Annotated in this window: 17 protein-coding genes; 3 read left to right on the top strand and 14 right to left on the bottom strand. The window is 63.1% G+C overall.

Annotated elements, in window-relative coordinates:
• Positions 1–21 precede the first annotated feature (21 nt).
• Both ACE4QZ_RS22820 and ACE4QZ_RS22815 read left to right on the top strand, forming a co-directional pair.
• Positions 22–1,083 (top strand): HlyD family secretion protein, encoded by a 1,062-nt coding sequence (locus ACE4QZ_RS22820; protein ID WP_021784102.1) that lies wholly within the window; start codon positions 22–24, stop codon positions 1,081–1,083.
• Entirely contained in the window at positions 1,080–2,534 is a 1,455-nt protein-coding gene (locus tag ACE4QZ_RS22815) for an efflux transporter outer membrane subunit (protein WP_103463052.1), read from the top strand. The genes ACE4QZ_RS22820 and ACE4QZ_RS22815 overlap by 4 nt, the downstream gene beginning before the upstream one ends.
• Before the next feature lie 41 nt (positions 2,535–2,575).
• Here the strand turns inward: ACE4QZ_RS22815 and ACE4QZ_RS22810 are convergent, their stop codons facing one another.
• Positions 2,576–3,388, bottom strand: coding sequence for an SDR family oxidoreductase (locus tag ACE4QZ_RS22810; protein WP_084852073.1), 813 nt, complete (start codon positions 3,386–3,388; stop codon positions 2,576–2,578).
• A gap of 31 nt (positions 3,389–3,419) precedes the next feature.
• On the bottom strand, positions 3,420–3,884 hold the full coding sequence (locus tag ACE4QZ_RS22805; RefSeq protein WP_021784105.1) for a hypothetical protein: 465 nt from the start codon (positions 3,882–3,884) through the stop codon (positions 3,420–3,422).
• Positions 3,885–4,053: 169 nt separating this feature from the next.
• Between ACE4QZ_RS22805 and ACE4QZ_RS22800 the strand changes: the two genes are divergently transcribed.
• The gene (locus ACE4QZ_RS22800; RefSeq protein ID WP_084852071.1) at positions 4,054–4,506 is read left to right on the top strand and encodes a hypothetical protein; all 453 of its coding nucleotides are present in this window, start codon (positions 4,054–4,056) and stop codon (positions 4,504–4,506) included.
• A 39-nt stretch (positions 4,507–4,545) separates the two neighbouring features.
• On the opposite strand, the gene ACE4QZ_RS22795 is transcribed toward ACE4QZ_RS22800, so the two are convergent.
• The 12 genes from ACE4QZ_RS22795 to ACE4QZ_RS22740 all read right to left on the bottom strand — a co-directional run bounded on the left by ACE4QZ_RS22795 (position 4,546) and on the right by ACE4QZ_RS22740 (position 20,754).
• The gene (locus ACE4QZ_RS22795) at positions 4,546–6,000 is read right to left on the bottom strand and encodes a mannose-1-phosphate guanylyltransferase/mannose-6-phosphate isomerase (RefSeq protein WP_028697479.1); all 1,455 of its coding nucleotides are present in this window, start codon (positions 5,998–6,000) and stop codon (positions 4,546–4,548) included.
• A gap of 35 nt (positions 6,001–6,035) precedes the next feature.
• Positions 6,036–6,683, bottom strand: coding sequence for an alginate O-acetyltransferase AlgF (locus ACE4QZ_RS22790; protein ID WP_021784108.1), 648 nt, complete (start codon positions 6,681–6,683; stop codon positions 6,036–6,038).
• A gap of 20 nt (positions 6,684–6,703) precedes the next feature.
• Entirely contained in the window at positions 6,704–7,861 is a 1,158-nt protein-coding gene (locus ACE4QZ_RS22785) for an alginate O-acetyltransferase (RefSeq protein ID WP_021784109.1), read from the bottom strand.
• 11 nt (positions 7,862–7,872) lie between these two features.
• Positions 7,873–9,330: an MBOAT family O-acyltransferase gene (locus ACE4QZ_RS22780; protein ID WP_084852069.1), complete on the bottom strand. Its 1,458-nt coding sequence runs from the start codon at positions 9,328–9,330 to the stop codon at positions 7,873–7,875.
• Between the two features lie 181 nt (positions 9,331–9,511).
• On the bottom strand, positions 9,512–10,615 hold the full coding sequence (locus ACE4QZ_RS22775) for a mannuronate-specific alginate lyase (protein WP_021784111.1): 1,104 nt from the start codon (positions 10,613–10,615) through the stop codon (positions 9,512–9,514).
• A gap of 8 nt (positions 10,616–10,623) precedes the next feature.
• Positions 10,624–12,063 (bottom strand): alginate O-acetyltransferase, encoded by a 1,440-nt coding sequence (locus ACE4QZ_RS22770; RefSeq protein WP_021784112.1) that lies wholly within the window; start codon positions 12,061–12,063, stop codon positions 10,624–10,626.
• Between the two features lie 13 nt (positions 12,064–12,076).
• Complete coding sequence (gene algG / locus ACE4QZ_RS22765; RefSeq protein ID WP_021784113.1) at positions 12,077–13,636, bottom strand: mannuronan 5-epimerase AlgG; 1,560 nt, start codon at positions 13,634–13,636, stop codon at positions 12,077–12,079.
• A 22-nt stretch (positions 13,637–13,658) separates the two neighbouring features.
• Positions 13,659–15,137, bottom strand: a complete 1,479-nt coding sequence (locus tag ACE4QZ_RS22760) for an alginate export family protein (protein WP_084852068.1) — start codon at positions 15,135–15,137, stop codon at positions 13,659–13,661.
• The gene (algK, locus tag ACE4QZ_RS22755; protein WP_103463051.1) at positions 15,134–16,579 is read right to left on the bottom strand and encodes an alginate biosynthesis TPR repeat lipoprotein AlgK; all 1,446 of its coding nucleotides are present in this window, start codon (positions 16,577–16,579) and stop codon (positions 15,134–15,136) included. Before algK ends, ACE4QZ_RS22760 begins: the two co-directional genes overlap by 4 nt.
• A gap of 88 nt (positions 16,580–16,667) precedes the next feature.
• Positions 16,668–17,834, bottom strand: coding sequence for an alginate biosynthesis protein Alg44 (locus tag ACE4QZ_RS22750; protein ID WP_021784116.1), 1,167 nt, complete (start codon positions 17,832–17,834; stop codon positions 16,668–16,670).
• 37 nt (positions 17,835–17,871) lie between these two features.
• The gene (locus ACE4QZ_RS22745) at positions 17,872–19,353 is read right to left on the bottom strand and encodes a glycosyltransferase family 2 protein (RefSeq protein ID WP_033730431.1); all 1,482 of its coding nucleotides are present in this window, start codon (positions 19,351–19,353) and stop codon (positions 17,872–17,874) included.
• An 84-nt stretch (positions 19,354–19,437) separates the two neighbouring features.
• Positions 19,438–20,754 carry a nucleotide sugar dehydrogenase gene (locus ACE4QZ_RS22740; RefSeq protein WP_021784118.1) on the bottom strand — a complete coding sequence of 439 codons (1,317 nt, stop codon included), beginning with the start codon at positions 20,752–20,754 and terminating at the stop codon, positions 19,438–19,440.
• Between the last annotated feature and the right edge of the window lie 4 nt (positions 20,755–20,758).

Here is a 20,758-nt window from a genome sequence, read left to right as displayed (position 1 = left end):
ATGATGTCGAGAACTATTGAAATGACCAACAACCGCAAAACCCTTTTTATCGGCTCGGTGCTGGCCGTTGCCGTCCTGGCCGGCATCGTCGGCCCCTGGATCTTTGGCAGCGACCACCGCCAGAGCACCAATGACGCCTATGTGACCGCTGACTACACCGTGGTCGCGCCCAAAGTCACCGGTTTCATCAAGCAAGTGCTGGTGGAAGACAATCAGCAGGTCACGGCTGGCCAGTTGCTGGCGACCATCGACGCCCGTGACTACCAGGCCGCGCTGGATGCTGCGCAGGCGCAGTTGCTGGTAGCCCAGGCACAAAGCGCCGATGCCCGCGCCACGCTTGAACGCCAGGATGCGCTGATTGCCCAGGCCGAAGCGGCAGTGAAGGCGGCCCAGGCTGAGGTGGCGTTCGCCGACCATGAAGTCAAGCGCTACAGCCGCCTTGCCGAGCAGGGCGCGGGTACCGTGCAGAACGCCCAGCAGGCGCGCAGCGCTGTCGATCAAGCCCGAGCTCGCCTGGCCAACGCTCAAGCTGCGCGGGTCGCGGCGCGCAAGCAGGTAGACATCCTCACGGCTCAAGTGGCCAGCGCCGATGGCCAGCTCAAGCGTGCCGAAGCAGGCCTGGAAAAGGCCCAGCTCGATCTGTCCTACACCCGCATCACAGCGCCGGTGGACGGTATGGTCGGCGAACGCGCCCTGCGCGTGGGGGCCTACGTCAACCCGGGTGCCCGCCTGCTGTCGGTGGTGCCGTTGCAGCAGGCCTATGTGGTCGGCAACTTCCAGGAAACCCAGCTGACCCACGTTCAGCCGGGTCAGCCGGTGAGCATCAGCGTCGACACCTTCTCCGGCGAAACGCTGCACGGCCATGTGCAGAGCATTGCCCCGGCTACCGGCGTAACCTTCGCCGCAGTCAAGCCAGACAACGCCACCGGCAACTTCACCAAGGTGGTGCAACGCATTCCGGTCAAGATCGTTCTCGATGATGGCCAGCCACTGCTCACCCGCTTGCGTGTGGGCATGTCGGTAGAAGCAACCATCGACACCCGTGGCGACAAGCTGGACGGCAAAGAGGTGAGCGCGCGATGAAGCCGGGATTACGCTTGAGCCCGTTGCTGCTGGCCGTGCTGCTGGCCGGCTGCACCATGGGCCCGGACTTCCTGCGCCCAGATAGCCAGGCCCCGCAGCAGTGGGCGCCATTGCAAGGCGAGGCGGCAGCCAGCCAGCCGCAGGCCGAACCGCTGGAGCTGCGCTGGTGGGAAACCTTCCACGATGCAAAGCTTAGTGCCTTGATCCAGCGCGTTGCCGAGCGCAACCTCGACTTGCAGATGGCCAGCGCGCGCCTGCTGCAAAGCCGTGCGCTGCGCAGTACCTTGGCTGCCGACGAAGTACCGTCGGTGGACGTGAACGCCGGTTACAGCCGCGCTCGTAACAGCGCCGATGGCTTGAGCGATCCGTCCGGCAGGGCCGGGAAAGAAGCCTTCAACCTCTGGCAGGGTGACCTGGTGGCCGGTTGGGAACTGGACCTGTGGGGCCGTGTGCGGCGTCAGGTCGAGGCTGCCGATGCCACGGTCGAAGTGGCCGAGAATGACCGCCGCGGTGTGCTGGTGGCACTGCTTTCGGAAACCGCCGGCAATTACATCCAGCTGCGTGCCGTGCAACACACCCTCGATGTGACGCAGGACAACCTCAGGGTCGCCCGGCACAGCCTGAAGCTGTCCCAGGACCGCCAGGCCGAAGGTGTTGCCACGCGCCTGGATGTGGCCCAGGCCAGCGCCCAGGTCGCGTCTATCGAGTCGCGCCTGCCAAGCCTGGAAGCGCGGCGTGATGACCTGATCAATGCCCTCAGCCTGCTTGCTGCCGAGCCGCCGCGCAACCTCCAGGCCGAATTGCTGCAAGGCGGCGAGCTGCCCGCGCCGCAGCAGAAGTTTGCCATCGGCTTGCCGTCCGAACTGGCCGAGCGCCGCCCGGACATCCGCCAGGCCGAGGCCCGCCTGCATGCCGCCACCGCCAGCATTGGCGTGGCCAAGGCGGATTTCTACCCGAGCATCCGCCTGTCGGGCAGTGTCGGCTTCCAGGCCATGCAGCTGTCGGATTTCGGTGGCTGGGATTCGCGCCGGTTTGCCTTCGGTCCGCAGTTGTCGCTGCCAGTCTTCGAAGGCGGCCGGCTCAAGGGCACCCTGCAACTGCGCGAGGCGCAACAGCAGGAAGCCGCGCTGAACTATCGAAAGGTAGTGCTGGGGGCCTGGCATGAAATTGACGATGTGCTGCGCCTGTACAACGCCAGTCAGTTGCGCCGTGATCACCTTGCCGAGGCCGTGCGGCAAAACCGTATCGCCCTGGAAACCGCCCAGCGCCAGTATGTGGAAGGGGCGGTGGACTTTCTCAATGTGCTGACGGTACAAGGCGCGCTGCTGGCCAGCGAGGAGCAATGGATCGACAGCTCGGCAGCGGTGTCGCAGGCGCTGGTGGGGCTGTACAAGGCGCTGGGTGGAGGCTGGCAGGCGTTTGATGGGCCGCCGCAGAATGCTCACGGTTAGAGAGGAGGCATGGATTCTGCGGGGGACAGGCAGCCGAACACTCAGAGCGGGCGCAGCAGGCCAAAGCGCTTGCGCAGTGCCCAGTCCAGCAACCGCCGCGGCAGCAACCGGGCCATCAGCGGCAAGGCGGTACTGCCATTCCCCAGCCGCACCCGTGCTGGCGCCGGCGACTTGCCGACGGCTGCCAGCACGCCTTGGGCAAATACCGCCGCTGAAGTTGGCTTGTCCTGCGATGCCCGCGCCCGCGCCTGCACATGCTCACGCAAAGGCCACCACGGCGAGTCCATCGCCAGCACTAGCTCGGCCTGGCGCTGGGCATTGCTGGCGAACTGCGAGGCTATTGCGCCCGGCTGTACTTCCATCACCTGCACACCGAACGGTGCCAGTTCCAGGCGCAAGGCATCGCTCAGGGCATGCACAGCCGCTTTCGAGGCGCAGTAAGCGCCGGCGAATGGCGTGACCAGCACGCCCGATACACTGCCGATATTCACCACCAGGCCGCGTGAGCGGCGTAGCAGCGGGAACAGTGCCCGGGTAACGCCGACCACGGCGAAAACGTTGGTTTCGAACTGCTGGCGCAGGGCGTCGACGCCACCATCGAGCAGTGGCCCCATGGCGCCGTAGCCGGCGTTGTTGATCAGGATATCGAGGGTTTCCAGTTCCTCTGCCAGGCGGGCCAGCGCCTCGCCGTCGTTTACATCCAGCTGCCGGGCCGTGTAGCCGGCGGCACTCAGTTGCTCGACATCCTCAGGCTTGCGGGCGGTGGCCCAGACATGGTGGCCGGCATCGCGGAAAGCGTCGGCCAGGGCGCGGCCGATGCCGCTGGAACAACCGGTGATCAGGACGGTGGGCATGGTTGGGGCCTGTTGTCATGGAGGAAACACATCAATTGGCAAACGTACCTTGCAGGTGCTCTGCCCGGAACTCCAGGGTCTGCGGCCGATAGCCGGAACGCAGCGGCGGCAATGGCAGGCAGTCTTGCCACTCGGCCCCCGGCTGCAATTCACCTGGCCCTCGGTATCGCGGTGCATTGTAGGTGTTCTCGGCCAGGTTCACGGTATCGCCCGGTGCGTACGCTGCCACGCGCCAGCGCAGTTCGGTCAGCGGCACGTCGTTGCCGTTCTTCATGCGTACCAGCAGGGCACGGTCGGCGGGACAGTGTTCGGGGGCGTAGGTCAGGCGCAGGGCCAGGTGTGCCAGTCGGCTGCTTTCGCGGCTGTCTTGCCAGACGACGAACGAAGCCACCAGGCCCAGGCCACACACGGCCGCCAGGGAGATGGGGAGAGCCTTGGCTGGGTAACGCAACAACAACACCAGCCAGGTGAGGACCAGCAGGGCACCGATCAGCATCGCGTAATCGCCTCATTCGCGCGCAGGGAGGGCTACAGCCTATCTAAAACCCAGCGGTCAGGTAACCGGTGAGCACCTATGCCAGAAGCCAGACCTGGCATTGCTGCGAGTAGTGGAAAGGGTACATCCATTCTAGATTCCGCCATGCCTATTCAGAAGGAGCAAGGCCATGAGTCAGACAGCGATTGAGCAAAAGCCTGTGCAAGAAATGAAAAAAGCGCCTGCCAAGGGCAAAGTGACGGCAGTCATCAGCCTGGCGGGTCAAAGGGAGGATTTCGTTTCAGAGGGCGTGGACTACGGGAACGCTGAACAATCAGCGTGGTTGTATGCGTACAAGGGGCAGGCCGACGATGCGGACGTCTACATCGACTTCGACCTGGCATTGCAAGAGGGCGTGCGGGATGTCGTTATCGATGATGAGGCGAACCGGGCTCTTGTCCACAAGCGCGGCACAACCTATGGCGGCTATGCGAAATCCGGGCATATCCGGAAACTTGAGATGACCGCCACAAGCATCAGGGCAGAATCCTTCGAATTTGAAGGGGAGGATGATTTGCAGCGACCTTTCAGGGTGGTGGGTGGCCCGTTCGACATCTACGTCATAGCTCCGACCCTTGAATGAGCAGGCTCGCCCCTGGTCAACCCAGGGGCGAGTCAGCATTTACTGCGCGATGGTCTTCACCGAAACGCCGCGCTCGATGGGGGTGGAGGTGCGCCCGTACACATCCTCGAAGCGTTCGATGTCATCTTCGCCCAGGTAGCTGCCGGACTGCACTTCGATGATCTCCAGCGGGATCTTGCCCGGGTTACGCAAACGGTGCACCGAAGCGATCGGGATATAGGTCGACTGGTTTTCGGTCAGCAGGAACACATTCTCGTCGCAGGTCACCTCGGCGGTACCGGACACCACGATCCAGTGCTCGGCGCGGTGATGGTGCATCTGCAGCGACAGGCTGGCGCCCGGCTTGACGGTGATGTGCTTGACCTGGAAGCGGCCGCCCATGTCCACCGAGTCGTACGAGCCCCACGGGCGATACACTTCCAGGTGGTTCTGGGTTTCCGTGCGGCCCTGTTCGTCGAGGGTCTTGACCATCTGCTTGACGCCTTGGACCTTGTCCTTGTGGGCAATCATCATGGCATCCTTGGTCTCGACCACCACGATGTTCTCCAGGCCGATCACCGACACCAGTTTGCCGTTGCCGTGGATCATGCAGTTGTGGCTGTCTTGCACCACCACGTCGCCTTTGGTGACGTTGCCGTTGTCGTCTTTCTCGTGCACTTCCCACAGCGACGACCAGCAGCCGACGTCGCTCCAGCCGGCCGACATCGGCACCACGCAGGCACGCTGGGTCTTTTCCATTACCGCGTAGTCGATGGAGTTGTCCGGGCAGCAGGCGAAGGTGGCTTCGTCGATGCTCAGCACATCGCCGTCTTCCTCGCTACGCTCCAGGGCCAGCACGCAAGTGTCGTAGATGTCGACATCGTGCTTTTTCAGTTCCTCAAGGAAGCGGCTGGCGCGGAACAGGAACATGCCGCTGTTCCAGAAATAGCCACCGGCCTGGACGAACTCGGCGGCGCGTTTTTCATCGGGCTTCTCGACGAACTGCGCAACCCGCGCCACGCCCTCGGGCAGCAGCGCGTCCTGGCTGGAGCGGATGTAGCCATAGCCGGTTTCCGGCTTGGTCGCCGGCACGCCGAACAGCACCATCTCGCCACGCTCGGCGGCCACGGTGGCCAAGGCCAGTGCACGTTGCAGGGCCTTCTGGTCATCGATCACATGATCGGCAGGCAGCACCAGCATCAGCTCGTCGCGGCCTTCGTTGACCAGCTTCATGGCAGCCATGGCCACGGCCGGCGCGGTGTTGCGGCCGAACGGTTCCATGAGGATGCCCTGGGTTTCCAGCTTCAGTGCGGCCAGCTGCTCCTGGACGATGAACTTGTGGTCCTTGTTACAGACCACGATCGGGGTGTCCATGCCCTCGAATACAAGGCGCTCGATGGTTTGCTGGAACAGCGTGTGTTCACCGGTCAGGGCCAGGAACTGTTTGGGGAACTGTTTGCGCGACAGAGGCCACAGACGGGAACCGCTACCACCAGAAAGAATTACCGGGATCATCATGTTTCTCCAATAGTCGTTGAGAGGCAGGGGAATCAGTTGCTAGCCACGGGGCGAGTTACCCACACCGGCGACAAGGCGTTGCCGGAACCCGTTACGTACAGCACTGCGGCTTCGCCGCGCTCCAGGGCGACGGGTTTTACGTCACCCACTTTCTTGTCTCCTTGGTACAGCGCCAGGTTGACTTTGACCGGGTTGATTTCACGTTCGCCACGGCCGTTGGCGGCCACTGGTTTGACCACTTCGGTCTTGCCGTCTGCGGTTTTCAGGGTCAGTTGCTGGTCGCTCAGGTTCTGTACGCGCACCAGAGCTTTCTGCTTGTTCTTGAACGGTGGTTCTTCGATCAGTTTCGGGTTGCCGTTGTTGCTGTTGACCAGCGTGTAGTACTTGTCCGAGGCCAGCTTGACCGGCACGCTCTTGCCGCCGACCTGGGCGGTGTAGTCGCCACCTGGCAGGAAGCTGAAGTCGCTGCTGGCCTGGGCACCAACCTGTTTGATCTGGGTGTTGCCGACCGATGCTGCGGCCGGTGCACTGGTGGCGTTGTACAGGCGTACGAAGGTCGAGCCTTTCGGCGCGCTAGGGCCATAAAGCGCGGCGTCGGCACCGGCAAAGGCCTGCATCGAGGCAAGGGAAAGGCCGGCCGCGAGGGTGAGGGCTTTGGCAATGGAAGTCTTGGTAGTCATGTGCGTTTCCTCTCTATCAGTCAGTGGTCTGTCCGGGTGGACGACAAGGCCAGGTTTTGTTCGGATTTACGGGAGTTTTTCAGCTGCGCGATCCACTGCGGATCGAAGCTGCTGAGGTCGTTTTTCATTGGCAGATAACGTTCGGGGAATTCCCACACCACCACTTGTGGTGCGGCGTTTTTGAAGGCATCGCTTTGCAGGTACTTGAGCATCGGCAGCAGTGGGCCATGGCCGTCTTCGGCGTAGTTGGCGACGTCACTGCGCAGGGCCTGCTGCAGCGCGCCGAGGAAGTTCCAGTGCGGGTTGGCGCTGTAGCTGGTGCCTACCAGTGCAACCGGGATCTGCTTGTCGGCGAACAACGCGTCGCCGGCGTCACCCTCGGTGTCGACTGGGCGAGTGGTGCGTTGCTGCAGGTTGTCCGGGGTCGGCAGCAGGTTGCTGAACAACGGGTCCAGTGGCAGGAAGTTGGTCAGGTCGCCTTTGTAGGGGGCGGTGTTGCCGGCTTCGGTGATGAAGGCTTGTGGGGCGCCGTTGAGCAGGCTCTGGCGGCTGACCGCTTCGGCCAGTGTTTGCGCCGCCACTTCGGCACCCATAGGCGTCCAGTGGGTATCGGTACGCAGGAACACCTGGCCACGGGCCTTGGCCTGCTCCATCGGTGCCATCAGGTCCGGTGCGAACACGTTGGCCTGGCGTGCCTGGGCATGGAACTGGTTATACAGGTCGTCATGCAGGCTGGCAGGCTGCTCTTTGCCCAGGTACTCGGCGTAGACCCGCGCCTTGGCCGGCACGATCGCCAGCACCAGCTGGCTACCGTGTTGCTGCAGGGTGTCGCGTACGCCACGGATCAGGGCCAGGTTTTCCTGCATCAATTGCTCGGCACCGGCGGTGGGCTTGAACTCTTCGTCGCTGAACAACCACTGGTCGCGGCCCAGTACCACACCCGGGCGGCCTTCGTTGAACAGCTTGAAGTCCATTGCCGCCCACAGGTTGGTGCCCAGGCGCTTGATCGGGAATTCGGCGTCGTAGTGGGTCTCGGCGGCTTTGGCCAGCTTGCCGTTGAGCAGGGTCATCTGCTCGGTGCGCTGGAAATTCTGCAGGCCACCGGTGGACCAGGCGCCCATGCCGACCAGCAGGCCGAGGAACGACAGGGAGTAGGTGATGCGTAATGTCCGGGTCATGGTCATCAACCTCAGAACTGGAAGTAAAGGAACGGCGAGTAGCTTTGTGCCGAAAGCTTGAGGATCGAGGCGACGAACAGCAGCAGGATCAGTGCGCGGGTCATCACCCGGGTCCAGTCCAGGCCTATCGAGCCGTCAGCGTTGACCTGCACCGGGGTCGCCGTGGGCGTCGGTCTGGCATTGCGGTAGAAGTCACGCAGGCCGAAGAACGCCAGGGTGAGGTAGGCGATGACCAGGGTGGCCACCTGCAGACCGGTGAGCTGGGCACGGTTGAGCTCCGACAGCTGCCAGTCGCCGAAGCTGAACATGGCGCCGTACATGCGGGCGGCCACATGCAGGTTTTCGGCGCGGAAGATCACCCAGCCGACCACCACCAACAGGAAGGTGAAGGCCCACTTCACTGGGTTGAAGCGCTGCGGGTTGGTGTCGATGCCCAGCGCGCGCTCGATGGCCAGCCACATGCCGTGCCACGCGCCCCAGATGATGTAGGTGAAGTTCGCACCGTGCCACAGGCCGCCCAGCAGCATGGTCAGGAACAGGTTTCGGTAGGTATTGAAGGTGCCTTTGCGGTTGCCGCCCAAGGTGATGTACAGGTAGTCGCGCAGCCAGGTCGACAGGCTGATATGCCAGCGCCGCCAGAACTCGGTGATCGACTGGCTGATATAGGGCTGCTTGAAGTTTTCCATGAAACGGAAGCCCATCATCAGGCCCAGGCCGATAGCCATGTCGCTGTAGCCGCTGAAGTCGAAGTACAGCTGCGCGGTGTAGGCCAGGGCGCCGAGCCAGGCATCACCGGTGGTGGGGTTTTGCAGGGCGAAGCAGTGATCGGCGACCACGGCCAGGGTGTCGGCGATGAACACTTTCTTGATGAAGCCCTGCATGAAACGGGTGCAGCCTTCGGAAAACTTGTCCAGGGTGTGGGTACGGTTGTTGAACTGGTCGACCAGGTCCTTGAAACGCAGCACGGGGCCTGCGATCAGGTGCGGGAAGATCGCCACGAAGGCTGCGAAGTCGATCAGGTTGCGGGTAGCTGGGGTGTCGCCGCGGTATACGTCGATGATGTAGCTGATCGACTCGAAGATGTAGAACGAGATACCGATCGGCAGCAGCACGTGGGTCAGAATGAATGGCTCCAGGCCAAACGAGGTCATGATCGCGTTCAGGCTGTCGACGCCGAAGTTGGCGTACTTGAAGTAGCCGAGGATCGCCAGGTCGACACCCACGCCGAGCAGCAGCCAGCGCTGTGCCGGCTTGGTGCGCACACCGGCGGCACCGACTTTCAGGCCGATCCAGTAGTTCCACAGGGTGACCCCGGCAAACAGTGCCAGGAAATCCACCCGCCACCAGGCATAGAAGATGTAGCTGGCGATCAGCAGCAGCAGGTTGCGATAACGTTGCCCGCTCAAGTAGTACAGGCCGAGGAAGATCGGCAAGAACAGGAACAGGAACACGTTGGACGAGAAGACCATCCCGGTTCTCCTAATTTGTTCACAGCATCCAGGGCAAAGCGCCCCCCAAACCCCCCACAAAAAGGTGGGAGATACCTAGTCCCCTGTAGGAGCGGGTTCACCCGCGAAAGGGCCGGGCCTGCCATCTGCGGTGCCCTGTGCCGGCCTCTTCGCGGGTAAACCCGCTCCTACAGGGATGGTGTTACTTTTTACGCTCTGCACTCGGGTCGTAGACCCGGGTCAGGTCGCCGCCCAGCCGGAAGCTGTTGAACGGCTGCATGTCGTGCTTGCGCTCAAGTGTGTCGCCAACGCAGTGGTACAGCGCACACCAGGGCTCGAGCCAGGAATACTTGCTGTCGACCTTGAGGTCGGTCATGTCCTGTTTCTTGCCCGCACGCGCCTTGAAGTGGCTGGGATCGCGGGCGCCGGCCAGCACGCCTTCACCCAGGCGCTGCAAGGCGAAGTTGTTCTCGGCGCGCAGGTCGACGCCATTGGCCTGGGCGAAGCTGGCAATCATCGCCAGCGGCGGCAAGGCGTAGTTGTGATAGGCCAGCGCGCGCTGCTTGCGCTTGATTTCGTTGGGCAGGAAGCCCTGGTCATCCACCTGGTTGGCGCCCACCTTGTATTCCTTCACGGCCCAGTCGAACAGGTCGCGCCGGTCGGTGGCGACGGCGGTAGCCATGACCGACCAGGCCGCCCAGTAGCTGTGGTTGTTGATCTTCTCCAGCGGCAGGTTGCTCCAGTCACGCACAGTCTGCTCGGCCAGGCGGGTAAGCCATTTTTCGATCAGGTCGGCCTCGGCCTGGTGTGCGGCCAGCGGCTGCGAGTTGGAGAATTTCAGGCGCAGCCACGAACCGCTCATGCTGCCCAGCGCCCATTTGCGCATCGACTTGCCGGTATGGTTGTAGTCGGTGGACAGCAATGCACCGGCGCGTGCCCAGGTGCCCAGCCACGTCAGGGTGCAGTCGAGTTGCGCCGGGCGGCCGTCGCGCATGTACTGGCCGACCATCTTGCTCACGCCTTTCTCAAGCGTGGTGATGTCTTCGGTCGACTTGCGGAAGGCTTTTTCCGAGGCCACGTTGAGCGTTGCCCGTGCCTTGTCCGAGCCTTCGTACTTGCTGCGAAACTGCAGCGCACCGGTGTATGGCTTGGGCGCCGCTTCGCAGCGGAAATTGCCATCGCCGGTCTTGAGTTTTTCGATCCCCTCGTAGTAACCCTGCGGCGGTACCAGCGCGGCGTGCGCGGCACCGCCAAACAAGGCCAACGCGAGCAGGGCGGGGCTGGAAATACGCTTGATGATGGTCATGGGTCGCCTCACTGGCCGGCCTGCGCGGTTTGCGCAGGCACGGCGAAGTTGTTGCGTTTGCAGAGCTTGGCCTCGACCTTCTGGGTGCCGCTTTCCGGCCCCTGTACCTCGAACGCCAGCAGGCGCTGACTGGCCCAGTCCTCGTCTTCGCGCATCTGGAAGACGAAGCGGCCGTCGGTGTCGGAGGTTTCAGGCTTTTCCAGCTTGATGTCCTCGTGACGGCCGTTGAGGTACCACAGGGTGGCCTGCAACACCTTCACCGAGGGGTCTTCGAACTTGACGTCCATCTGCAGGTCGCGGTTGATCAGGTCTTTGATCACGCCGCCCTTGCCGTTGACCATCAGCTCGTTCTTGCCCGGCTTGAGGGTGGTGCTGGCGCTCATCAGGGCTGGGCGGTCGTCGCAGCCGTCGTCGAGCAGGCCAAGGATTTGCCGCCAGATGGTTTCCTGGTTCAGGCGGTACAGCGGGGAGAATTCCCAGATGAGGATCTTCGGCGGGTTCTTCTGGAATTCCTCGCTGCCCAGGTACTCGATCATCGAGCCTTCCAGGCCACCGCCTGGGAAGGCGACGTTGAGCACGTCGGCGCCAATGTATTGCTCGAGGAAACCCGAGAAGTTGTAGTTCTTGCCACTGTGGCTGGTACCGACCAGGGTGATCTGCGCGTTGCCGCTGTCACCGAACAGGTCGTCGCCGCCGCTCGAGCCTTTCGGCTCGGTGGCGAACTGGTCCATGTACTGGACGGCGTAGCTGGTACCGCACAGTTGGCCGGCAACGTTGTGCAGGGTGCCGGTCTTGCCCATGCGCCCGGACTTCTTCGTCTCGAATTCCTTGCGCGGGATGCCTTCGAAGGCTGGCATCTTGTGCACGGTGTCGGCCACGATCTTCGCCGCGCGCTCGGCACCGTACGGCGTCCAGTGCTGGTCGCCACGGAAGTAGAAATCCTTGCCCTGGTCGGCGGCGGCCAGTTGCTCGTTGGTCAGTGGTGACAGGTCGGGCACGTTGTAGCCCATGCTGGCAAAGCGCTTGAGCATGGCCTGGTAGTTACCCAGGGCCTTCTGATAGTCGAAGGCAGCTTTTTCGGCCGGGTTGAGCATGTTGCGGTTCACCAGGCCACGGGTCGGCTGGTACACCACCACCAGTTCCACACCACGCTTCTTGAACGCGTCGTGCACTTGTTGCAGGCGTTTGTAGCCGGCCGGGGTGGTATTGAACTCGGTGCGCAGGTCTTCGCGAGTCCGGAACAGCCAGTCGCCCTGTGCCTGCACCAGCGTGGTGAAATTTTGCTGATAGCGGGTGGTGTAGCGGCTGGCATCGTGCGCTTCAGGGCACAACTGGCAGCAGGGCTCGGCTTTGAAGGTCGGGGCCTTGACGTCTTCGGCGCGTACGCCTTGGCTGATTGCCAGAAGGGCGGCGGACAGGCCCAGCAGTTTCATCAGGTGTGGAGTCATGGTCTGGGCTTCCTTAATCGATCATTTCGGTCTGGCGTTCGACCGGGTCGATCAGCACAGCCTTCTGCTGGCGTACCAGCAAGTCGAGGATTTCGTCCTGGCGCTCGCCCAGCACACCATTGAGGCTGATGCCGCTGGCCTTGCGCGGGGCGAGCATGGACACCTTGTACAGCTCGACCGACAGCGGCGAGTCGATCGACAGCGGGCCGGAGCCGTTGGCCGACAGCTCGCCACCCACCACGATCAGCGACACCTTGGTGTCGAACGGGTCGAGGGCGATGTCGCGGTCGGTGTCGGACAGGTCCTTGATGTGGCCGTATACGCCAACCAGGCCGTTGGCCATGGCGATGTTTTCGTACAGGCGGATGTTCACGCTGTTACGCACGCGGATGCCGTGGCGGCGGTTGTTGACCAGCTTGTTGCCCCAGATCAGATTGTCGCCGCTTTCGTACAGGGTGATGCCGTCGGTGTGGTTGCGGTAGATCTCGTTGTAGGCCACCAGGTTGTTGACGCTGTTACGGTCGATCACCACGCCCGAGAGCTTGTTGTCGTAGCTCTTGTTGTTGATGATCCAGCTGTCGTTGACCTCACGCGAGACGATGATGCCGTGCTTCTTCTTGGTGCCGTACACGGTGTTGCCGGCGATGATCAGGCGGTGCGAACGGTCGTGTGGGTCGATGCCATAGACGATGTTGTCGCGGTAGGTGCTGTCCTTGACCACGAAGTCCTGCGTTTCGTAGCAGTAGAAGCCGTACCACATGTCGCTGAACTCAGAACCGATGATCCAGCCGGTGGGTTCCGGGCGGCCCATGCGCTTGGCCATGTTCGGCGTGTACTGCGAGATGCTAACGCCATACGACTTGGACTTGGCGTAGCCGAAGCTGGCCATCTTCGTGTTGACGATGTAGGTCTCGGTACCGCCCCACGACAGCAGGAACGGGCGGAACTCCTTGGGCGAGCGGAAGGTCGCCGGGCCATTGTCCTTTTCCCGCCAGCCGGTCACCTGGGTGTCGGTTACGAACAGCTTGCCGTCATTGACCAGAAATGCGCCGCCCTCCTGGGACAGGCGCAGCTGTTTGACCTTGCCGTCGATCTCGAGGATGCCCTTTTGCCCGACCACGATCGGCAGGCGAGCCAGGTAAACCCCAGGCTCGACTTCGCTGAAGTACTGTTTGGGCACCTTCTTGCTCAACTCGGTCAGGTCGACATGGCCGTCATCGATGAAGATGGCCTGCGGGATGCCGTGCTGGCGCTGCACCCACTCGGCGGCCTTGTTGTCGCCGCCGACGAACTCCTTGAGGGTGTCCTCCTGGAACATACGGCGCAGGCTGACCCTGCCCTTGTGGCGGCGGTCGATTTTCTTCTGCACCGCCTCGGCCGTGAAACCGGTAAGGTCGGGCAGCTTTGGCGGGTCCATCTGCAGTGGCTCGATCGGTGCGCTGGCCACCGTGTAGGTCTTGGCCTGCTGCAGCTCCTTGGCGATCACCTGGGGCTCTGCGGCAGTGGCCAGGCCGCTTGCCAGCAGCAAGGCACTGGCCAACAGGCTGTGACGTAAGTGCGGGTGAAGGTTCATCACGGTCAGTCCCCTACCGGCCTCAGAAGCGCCAGATGACGTCGACGAAGGCGCGGTGCATGTAAGAGTCCGCTTCCTTGCCGTAGGCGTCGCCCGGCTTGAATACACCGGCACGCAGGCGCACCAGGGCTGACGGCTCGTCGATTGCCTGGCTCATCGAAGCCGGTAGCAGGCCTTGCTTGAAGTACTTGGTCACGACCACGTCCATTTCCTGGCCAAGGTCCTTCTCGCCGTCGACCAGCTGACGGTTCACGCCGTTGTCGTCGACCACCGCGTTGATGCCGCTGGAGCCGATGTTCTGGTTACCGTCGACCCGCCAGAACTTGTGGTAGATCAGGCTCGCGTCGTAGTCGTCGCGCAGCTGCCACGAAGCGAACAGGGTGGCTGCCTGCAGGTTGCCCAGTTCGCCGCGGAACGCTTCGCCGAAGCGGTGCACGCGCGAGCGGGTGCCGGTGAAATTGGAGCGGTTGCTCTCCAGGCCGGTCTGCTCGAAGTTGTTCGAGCCGTCATCGCCACCACCACCGCTACCACGGGCATAGGCCGCGCCGACCTGCCATTGCGGGTCCAGGCGCAGGCGGATACCGAGGTCGGTTGCCCAGGCGTTGACGTCACCGCTCTGCTTGCCGGTGGCGACCTGGTCGTCACCCACCTGCTGGGTGCTCAGCTTGTCGCGGTCACCGGTCAGCCAGGTGACGCTGCCCCAGTAATTCACGGTGTGGTCGTTGCGCCAGTTGTAGGCGTCGCTGTTTGCCTCAAGGCCCAGCCAGGTGAGGTCGCCGGTACGGGTCTTGTCCAGGGCGTCGACGGTTTCGCCGGGGTTCTTCAGGCTGCCGTTGTCGTGCGTATGGTGTGCCCGCACGCCGACCCAGTGGCCAGGCGTCCACTGAGTGGCGACGTTGCCGTAGAGGTGGGTGCGGTCCTTGTCTTCCGGGGCCAGCTCGGTGAGGTCGGTGCGGTATTCGCTGAAGCGCTGGGCCACGCCCAGGTCGGCCTTGAGCAGGGTGGTGTCGAAGGTCCAGTTCAGCGCTTCGATGTTGGTATCGCGCCACATGCCATCGTCGCTGCGCAGGCGCTGGCGACCGAAGCGCAGTTGCTCGCCGGGGTAGGCGGTGAGACCGCTGTAGCCGATCCAGAACTCGCGCATGGCCAGGTAGCTTTTGTCTGGTTGACGGCTGTCGTCGCCGGTTTCAGTGCTGGTGCCGTCGCCGTTCTGGCGCAAGGTGTCGGTTTCGATGGTGTCGGTCGCAGCGACCGCCTGGCCCATGGCGTAGGCGCTCCAGTTTCCGCGCTCACCGTACACCCACGGGCGCAGATCCAGGCCCAGGCCGTTGACATCGCCGCCAGAGCGGGTGCCCAGGTCTCGATCGTCTTCCGATTGCCCGGTGATTTTCACGTCCAGGCCGAAGTTTTTCTCGGCGGTCATTTCCGCCAGGGTCGGGCAGGACCACAGCAGGGCGAAGCTCAGGCCGATGCCGGCTTTCACGAAGGGATTGAGCGTCATAGCGAGTCCTCACCGTCTACTTCTTTTTCGTCGTCTTGCAGGGCTTCGAGGGCCAGGGTGCTATTCGCGCCCTGCGCCATGCTGCCGCGTGCACGCTTTTCCTGGTCCAGCAGTTGCTGGGCCTGGTTGCGCTCGTCAGGTGTCAGTTGCTGGTCAAGCTTCTGCAGCAGTTCCGCTGATTGCGGCGTCGGGTTGGCCTGCGACAGCTGGGCAAACACCCAGGCGTTGCCTGGTTGCGGGCGAATGCCATGGCCCTCGCTGAATAGCTGGGCCAGGGCATAATCGGCGCTGTTCTGCCCGCCACGGGCGGAGGCCAGCAGGTGGTCGACGGCCTTCTGCGGCTCGACGTTGCCCAGGTAGCCGCGGCGGTAAAGCTGGCCCAGGTAGTAATGGGCGCTGATCTCACCGGCTTCGGCAGCGGCTTGCAGGTGCTGCTCGGCTTTGTGAGCGTCGGCAGGCAGGGTTTTGCCTTCGTAGTACAGACGGCCCAGCAGCAGTTCGGCGCGTGGCTGTTCAGCTGCGCGGCCTTTGTCGATGTAGGCCATCAACTGGTCGGTGTCGCCCAGTTCGGGGAAGTCGTATACCAGCTGTGCCAGGCTGACCCAGGACACCGGGTTGGCCGGGGCTACTTGCTCGAGCAGGTCCTTGGCGGTTTTTTCGTCGGTCTGGCCGAGGCTGCGATCAGCCAACACCCGGGCCACGCTGTCGACCCGGGTGGCCGGTACGGCGCCACGGGCATAGGCGGATTTCAGCTGGCCGAGCAGGGCGGCTTGCTGGTCGGCCTGGCCACGCATCTGGTACACAGTGGCCAGTTCGACGTAGCAGATGTCGGTGGTGTTCAGCGCGGCCTTGCAGATTTTCTCCACCTCGCCCAGGTGCTGGTCGTAGGTGCCCTGGGTACGGTACAGCAACACCTGGGCCAGGCCTGCTTCCGGGTTGCCGGCGGCGCGCCACTGGTCGATCTGCTGCTGCGCGTTGACCTTGGGGAAACTCTGCGGGTAGCTGAGGTAGAGCATTGCCAGCGGAATCAGGGTATTGCTTTGGCCCTGTTTCGCGGCCTGCTTGAGCAGGGTTTCAGCTTCCTCACGTTCGGCCTGGGTGCTGTCAGGCTTGGCCACCAGCAAGCGGCCAAGGCGCGCCTGGGCGCGTGGCGACGTGGCGGCCGCAGCGCGATAGGTGGCCTCGGCTTCCTTGATTTGCGATGGGTCGCGGGTGGCCACCTTGATGTCCGCAAGGCCGACTTGCGCTTCGCTGTAGCCCAGGTCGGCCAGCGCCTTGTAGTTGCGCTCTGCCAATGCCGTGTCACCGCGCTTCAGGGCCTCGTTGGCCAGGCGCTGGTCGGGCAGGCCGGCACAGCCGGCCAAAGTGATGGCGGCGGCCAGTGCACACAATCCCAGGTTCACGCGGACCCTGTGGGAGCGGGCAAGCCCGCGAATTGGCATGGCCGACGATGCTGTCCCTGCTGGCCTCTTCGCGGGTATGCCCGCTCCCACAGGATAGGTGTTGGTATCAGAGATCATCGTCCGTCCCTCACAGGCCACGGGCCACGGCTTTGTCGATCAGCCAGTTCAGCGACGGGCCACGGTCGCTGTTGACCGACGCCGGGCGGCCTGCCAGTTCGGCGGGCAGGCTGCTGTCCGGCTTGATCTGCACGCGGATGTCGGAGGACAGGTCTTCGCTGTTGAGGCTGGTGCTGCTGACGATCTGACCGGTGCGCACTTCGTCTTCGCCGGCCACCTGGAAGTTGACCCGGGTGCCCGGCTTGACCTCGTCGAACTGGCGGTAGCTGAAGCGCGCCTCGATCATCGGGTTGGTGGTGCGTGGGATCAGCTGGAAGATCGGCTGGCCCTTGGCTGCGTACTGGCCGTCGTCTACCAACTGGCGCGCGACCACGCAGTCGCAGGGGCTGGTGAGGGTGCCGGACAGCTGCTTGCCGAACAGCTCCTCGATCTTTGCCGGCTCCAGCTGTGCGTCTTCAAGGTTGCCCTTGAGCATGTCCAGCATGCTGGTGGTGAAGCTGGCCAGTGGCGCGCCCTTGACGATCTGCCCACCGCTTTCGACCAGGCTGCTCACGGTACCGTCGCGCGGCATGGTGACGTTGGTGGTCGGCACTGCGACCACACCGGCTTCGGCGTGGCTGACGAAGTACATGCCGTACAACGATTTGGCGACGAAGCCGAAGGCCGCAACGCCGACCACGAACACGCCCAGTGTGACGGTGACTGCCTTGAGGCGGCCGAAGGCGCTCAGGCCTGACCCACCATCCTTCTGCTTGCGCGCCTTGGTGAAGTTGTCGCGCTGCAGGGTGCTGAGTACGTCGCCGATGCTGATCAGCTCACCCGACAGGTGGCTGGTGATGATGTGCCGCAACGTGGCGATGTCACGTGGCTCAAGGTTCTGGAACTGCGCACCGATACGGCCATTGTCCGGGTTGTACGAGCGCACCTGGAACTCGATGTCGATGGACAGGCCCAGGTTGTCGACCACGAACTGCAGGCGCCCGCGCAGCACATCGCCCACCGACTGCGGTTGCTTGGCGTGGAAGCTCAGGCCGCCGGCAGATAGGTCTTCGACCTTGACTTCGTGGACCTGGCGCTGGGCGTCCAGGAACCGCAGCTTGGCGGGAATGCGTACCCGGGCGTGTTGGCGCTGGGCTTCGGACTCATGCACGACATTGACGTTCACGGCGGTATTCATGGTGGTTTGTTCCTGTTAGATCCGATCCGGGTTGGGCTCACACGACCATGAACAGCACAGCAACGAAGATGCTGGCAGCCGAGAAGGTCATGGTCCGCGAGGACCAGGTGTTGAACCATTGTTGAAAGCTGGCGAGGTCACGCTTGAGGGCAGTGGGCTGACGCGTCCACGACTGCTTGTCGAGGCGGAAGAACACATAGATCTTCATCAGCGCGCCGATGATCTGGTTGTAATAGAGAATCAGCGGGTAGGCCGGGCCTACGCTGTGGCCGGAGCACAGCAGCATGATGGTGAGGATCAGGCGGGTAATGCCGATCCACAGCAGGTACACCAGCAGGAAGGCCATACCGAACTTGAGGCTGGCGATCACCGCCACGGTCAGGCCCAGCAGGCTGGTCCACATCGACACGCGCTGGTCGAACAGCACGATGCTGGTGAACAGGCCCAGGCGACGCAGGCCAAGGCCCAGTGCCCGTGAGTTCTGCCGCAGGTTGTTGCCGTACCAGCGGTACATCAGCTTGCGGCTGGCCTTGAGGAAACTTTTTTCCGGCGGGTGCTCGACCGTGTTGATGGCGGCGTCCGGCACGTAGAAGGTGTCGTAGCCCAGGCGCATCAGGCTGAACCAGCTGGATTTGTCGTCCCCGGTAAGGAACTTGAAGCGGCCCAGGCGCCAGTGCATCAGCGAATCGCTTTCGACGTCGGCGATGAACTCGGGGTTGGTCACCACGCTGGCGCGGAACATCGACATGCGCCCGGTCATGGTCAGTACGCGCTTGGACAGGGCCATCGAGCACATGTTGATGTGGCGCTGGGCGAAGCGCAGCTTGTGCCACTCGCTCATGATGTAGCCGCCGCGCACTTCGCAGAATTCATTGGTGGTCAGGCCGCCCACATTGGGGAACAACTTGAACCAGGGTACGGTCTTGCGCACCACACCGTCGGCCAGCACGGTGTCACCGTCGATCACCGCCACTACGGCGTTCTCGTCCGGCAGCATGCGCGAGATGGCGCGGAAACCGTAGGCCAGGCCATCGCGCTTGCCGGTGCCGGCGATTCGCACGATGTCCAGCTTCACATGGGCCGGCGGGTTGTACTTGGCCCACAGGCTCTTCACCAGCAGTTCATCGGACATTTCCACCAGCGAGCAGACCACGGTGGTGGGGAAGCCACAGTTGATCGCCTCGCGAATCACCGAGCTGTACACCTGGGCGGTGGTCAGCGCTTCGATACGGAAGCTGGTGACCATCAGGTAGACATGCGACGGGTCGGTGGCATTGCCCATTTTCTGCACCTTGCGGCGCAGGTACGGGTACACGCCGTAGAGGAAGATCATGCCGCGGATGAAATGGGTGGCGCCCATGGAGTAGCGCCAGATGCCGACTGCGCCGACCAGGAAGATGAAGTGCTTCGACTGCGAGTCGAAGATATCAGCTGGCAGGGCCAGGGCGATCAGCATGAGCAGGCTCATGTAGAGCAGCCACCCGGCGCACTGCAACAGCACTGTCTGGAGCCTTTGCATGTTCAGCATCCGTCGAGAATTCGGGAAAGGGGGCAGCGAGGGGGCGGCTCTTGTCGAGTGCCTCATCGCTGCCCGGCCGGGCACTTACCAGCAGATGCCTTCGGTACGGTTGGTGGTGCAGGTCGGTTTGTTCATGAACCCGACCAGGTCGATCACCTGCTTGCCGGCTGGCGCTTGCAGGGCCAGCGCACGGAACTGCTCGTCACGGTTGCCGAGGACGATGATGTCGGCGTTGTCGATCACCTGCTGCAAGTTGGCGTTGAGCAGCGACGACACATGGGGGATCTTCGACTCGATGTAGTCCTTGTTGGCGCCGTGGACGCGGGCGTACTGGACGTTCTCGTCGTAGATGTCCAGCTGGTAGCCCTTGCCGATCAAGCGTTCGGCCAGTTCCACCAGCGGGCTTTCGCGCAGGTCGTCGGTGCCGGCCTTGAAGCTCAGGCCCAGCAGGGCGACCTTGCGCTTGTCGTGGGCTTCGATCAGCTCGAAGGCGTTCTGCACCTGCGATTCGTTGCTGCGCATCAGCGAGTCGAGCAGCGGTGCTCGGACATCGAGGCTGGCGGCGCGATAGGTGAGGGCGCGTACGTCCTTGGGCAGGCACGAGCCACCGAAGGCGAAGCCTGGGCGCATGTAGTACTGGGACAGGTTGAGGACCTTGTCCTGGCAGACCACGTCCATCACTTCACGGCCATCGACGCCCACGGCCTTGGCGATGTTGCCGATTTCGTTGGCGAAGGTGACCTTGGTGGCGTGCCATACGTTGCAGGTGTACTTGATCATCTCGGCCACCTCGATCGGCTTGCGGATCACCGGGGCATCGAGTTCTTCGTACAGGGCCTGGAGGATGTCACCGCTGGCGCTGTCCAGTTCGCCGATGACCGTCATCGGTGGCTGGTCGTAGTCCTTGATCGCGGTGCTTTCACGCAGGAATTCCGGGTTGACCGCCACACCGAAGTCGACGCCAGCCTTCTTGCCCGAGCAATCTTCGAGGATCGGGATGACCACGTTCTTGACGGTGCCAGGCAGCACGGTGCTGCGCACCACGATGGTGTGACGGCGGGTGGTGTCACGCAGCACGTAGCCGATTTCGCGGCACACCGACTCGATGTACTCCAGGCCCAGGTCGCCGTTTTTCTTGCTGGGGGTACCCACGCAGATCATCGACACGTCGCTGGCGCGGATGGCTTCGGCGAAGTCGGTAGTGCCGCGCAGGCGGCCATTGGCGATGCCCTGTTGCAGCAGTGCTTCCAGGCCAGGTTCGACGATGGGCGACTTGCCCTGGTTGATCAGGTCGATCTTGGTGCTGGACACGTCCACACCGATCACTTCATGGCCACGCGCCGTCAGGCAGCCTGCACAGACTGCACCCACATAACCCAAACCAAAGATGCTGATACGCATCGCT

The organism is Pseudomonas sp. DCA-1 (assembly GCF_046523955.1).
In the GTDB taxonomy this organism is placed as follows: domain Bacteria; phylum Pseudomonadota; class Gammaproteobacteria; order Pseudomonadales; family Pseudomonadaceae; genus Aquipseudomonas; species Aquipseudomonas putida_Y.
Note: the sequence above shows the minus strand (reverse complement) of the source record. Positions and strands in the feature narration are given on the sequence as shown.

What these genes read in the sequence shown, in the direction of transcription:
- ACE4QZ_RS22820 (WP_021784102.1), top strand. Translation starts at nt 22, where the DNA reads ATGACCAACAACCGCAAAACCCTTTTTATCGGCTCGGTGCTGGCCGTT.
- ACE4QZ_RS22815 (WP_103463052.1), top strand. Translation starts at nt 1,080, where the DNA reads ATGAAGCCGGGATTACGCTTGAGCCCGTTGCTGCTGGCCGTGCTGCTG.
- ACE4QZ_RS22810 (WP_084852073.1), bottom strand. Translation starts at nt 3,388, where the DNA reads ATGCCCACCGTCCTGATCACCGGTTGTTCCAGCGGCATCGGCCGCGCC.
- ACE4QZ_RS22805 (WP_021784105.1), bottom strand. Translation starts at nt 3,884, where the DNA reads ATGCTGATCGGTGCCCTGCTGGTCCTCACCTGGCTGGTGTTGTTGTTG.
- ACE4QZ_RS22800 (WP_084852071.1), top strand. Translation starts at nt 4,054, where the DNA reads ATGAGTCAGACAGCGATTGAGCAAAAGCCTGTGCAAGAAATGAAAAAA.
- ACE4QZ_RS22795 (WP_028697479.1), bottom strand. Translation starts at nt 6,000, where the DNA reads ATGATCCCGGTAATTCTTTCTGGTGGTAGCGGTTCCCGTCTGTGGCCT.
- ACE4QZ_RS22790 (WP_021784108.1), bottom strand. Translation starts at nt 6,683, where the DNA reads ATGACTACCAAGACTTCCATTGCCAAAGCCCTCACCCTCGCGGCCGGC.
- ACE4QZ_RS22785 (WP_021784109.1), bottom strand. Translation starts at nt 7,861, where the DNA reads ATGACCCGGACATTACGCATCACCTACTCCCTGTCGTTCCTCGGCCTG.
- ACE4QZ_RS22780 (WP_084852069.1), bottom strand. Translation starts at nt 9,330, where the DNA reads ATGGTCTTCTCGTCCAACGTGTTCCTGTTCCTGTTCTTGCCGATCTTC.
- ACE4QZ_RS22775 (WP_021784111.1), bottom strand. Translation starts at nt 10,615, where the DNA reads ATGACCATCATCAAGCGTATTTCCAGCCCCGCCCTGCTCGCGTTGGCC.
- ACE4QZ_RS22770 (WP_021784112.1), bottom strand. Translation starts at nt 12,063, where the DNA reads ATGACTCCACACCTGATGAAACTGCTGGGCCTGTCCGCCGCCCTTCTG.
- algG (WP_021784113.1), bottom strand. Translation starts at nt 13,636, where the DNA reads ATGAACCTTCACCCGCACTTACGTCACAGCCTGTTGGCCAGTGCCTTG.
- ACE4QZ_RS22760 (WP_084852068.1), bottom strand. Translation starts at nt 15,137, where the DNA reads ATGACGCTCAATCCCTTCGTGAAAGCCGGCATCGGCCTGAGCTTCGCC.
- algK (WP_103463051.1), bottom strand. Translation starts at nt 16,579, where the DNA reads ATGCCAATTCGCGGGCTTGCCCGCTCCCACAGGGTCCGCGTGAACCTG.
- ACE4QZ_RS22750 (WP_021784116.1), bottom strand. Translation starts at nt 17,834, where the DNA reads ATGAATACCGCCGTGAACGTCAATGTCGTGCATGAGTCCGAAGCCCAG.
- ACE4QZ_RS22745 (WP_033730431.1), bottom strand. Translation starts at nt 19,353, where the DNA reads ATGCAAAGGCTCCAGACAGTGCTGTTGCAGTGCGCCGGGTGGCTGCTC.
- ACE4QZ_RS22740 (WP_021784118.1), bottom strand. Translation starts at nt 20,754, where the DNA reads ATGCGTATCAGCATCTTTGGTTTGGGTTATGTGGGTGCAGTCTGTGCA.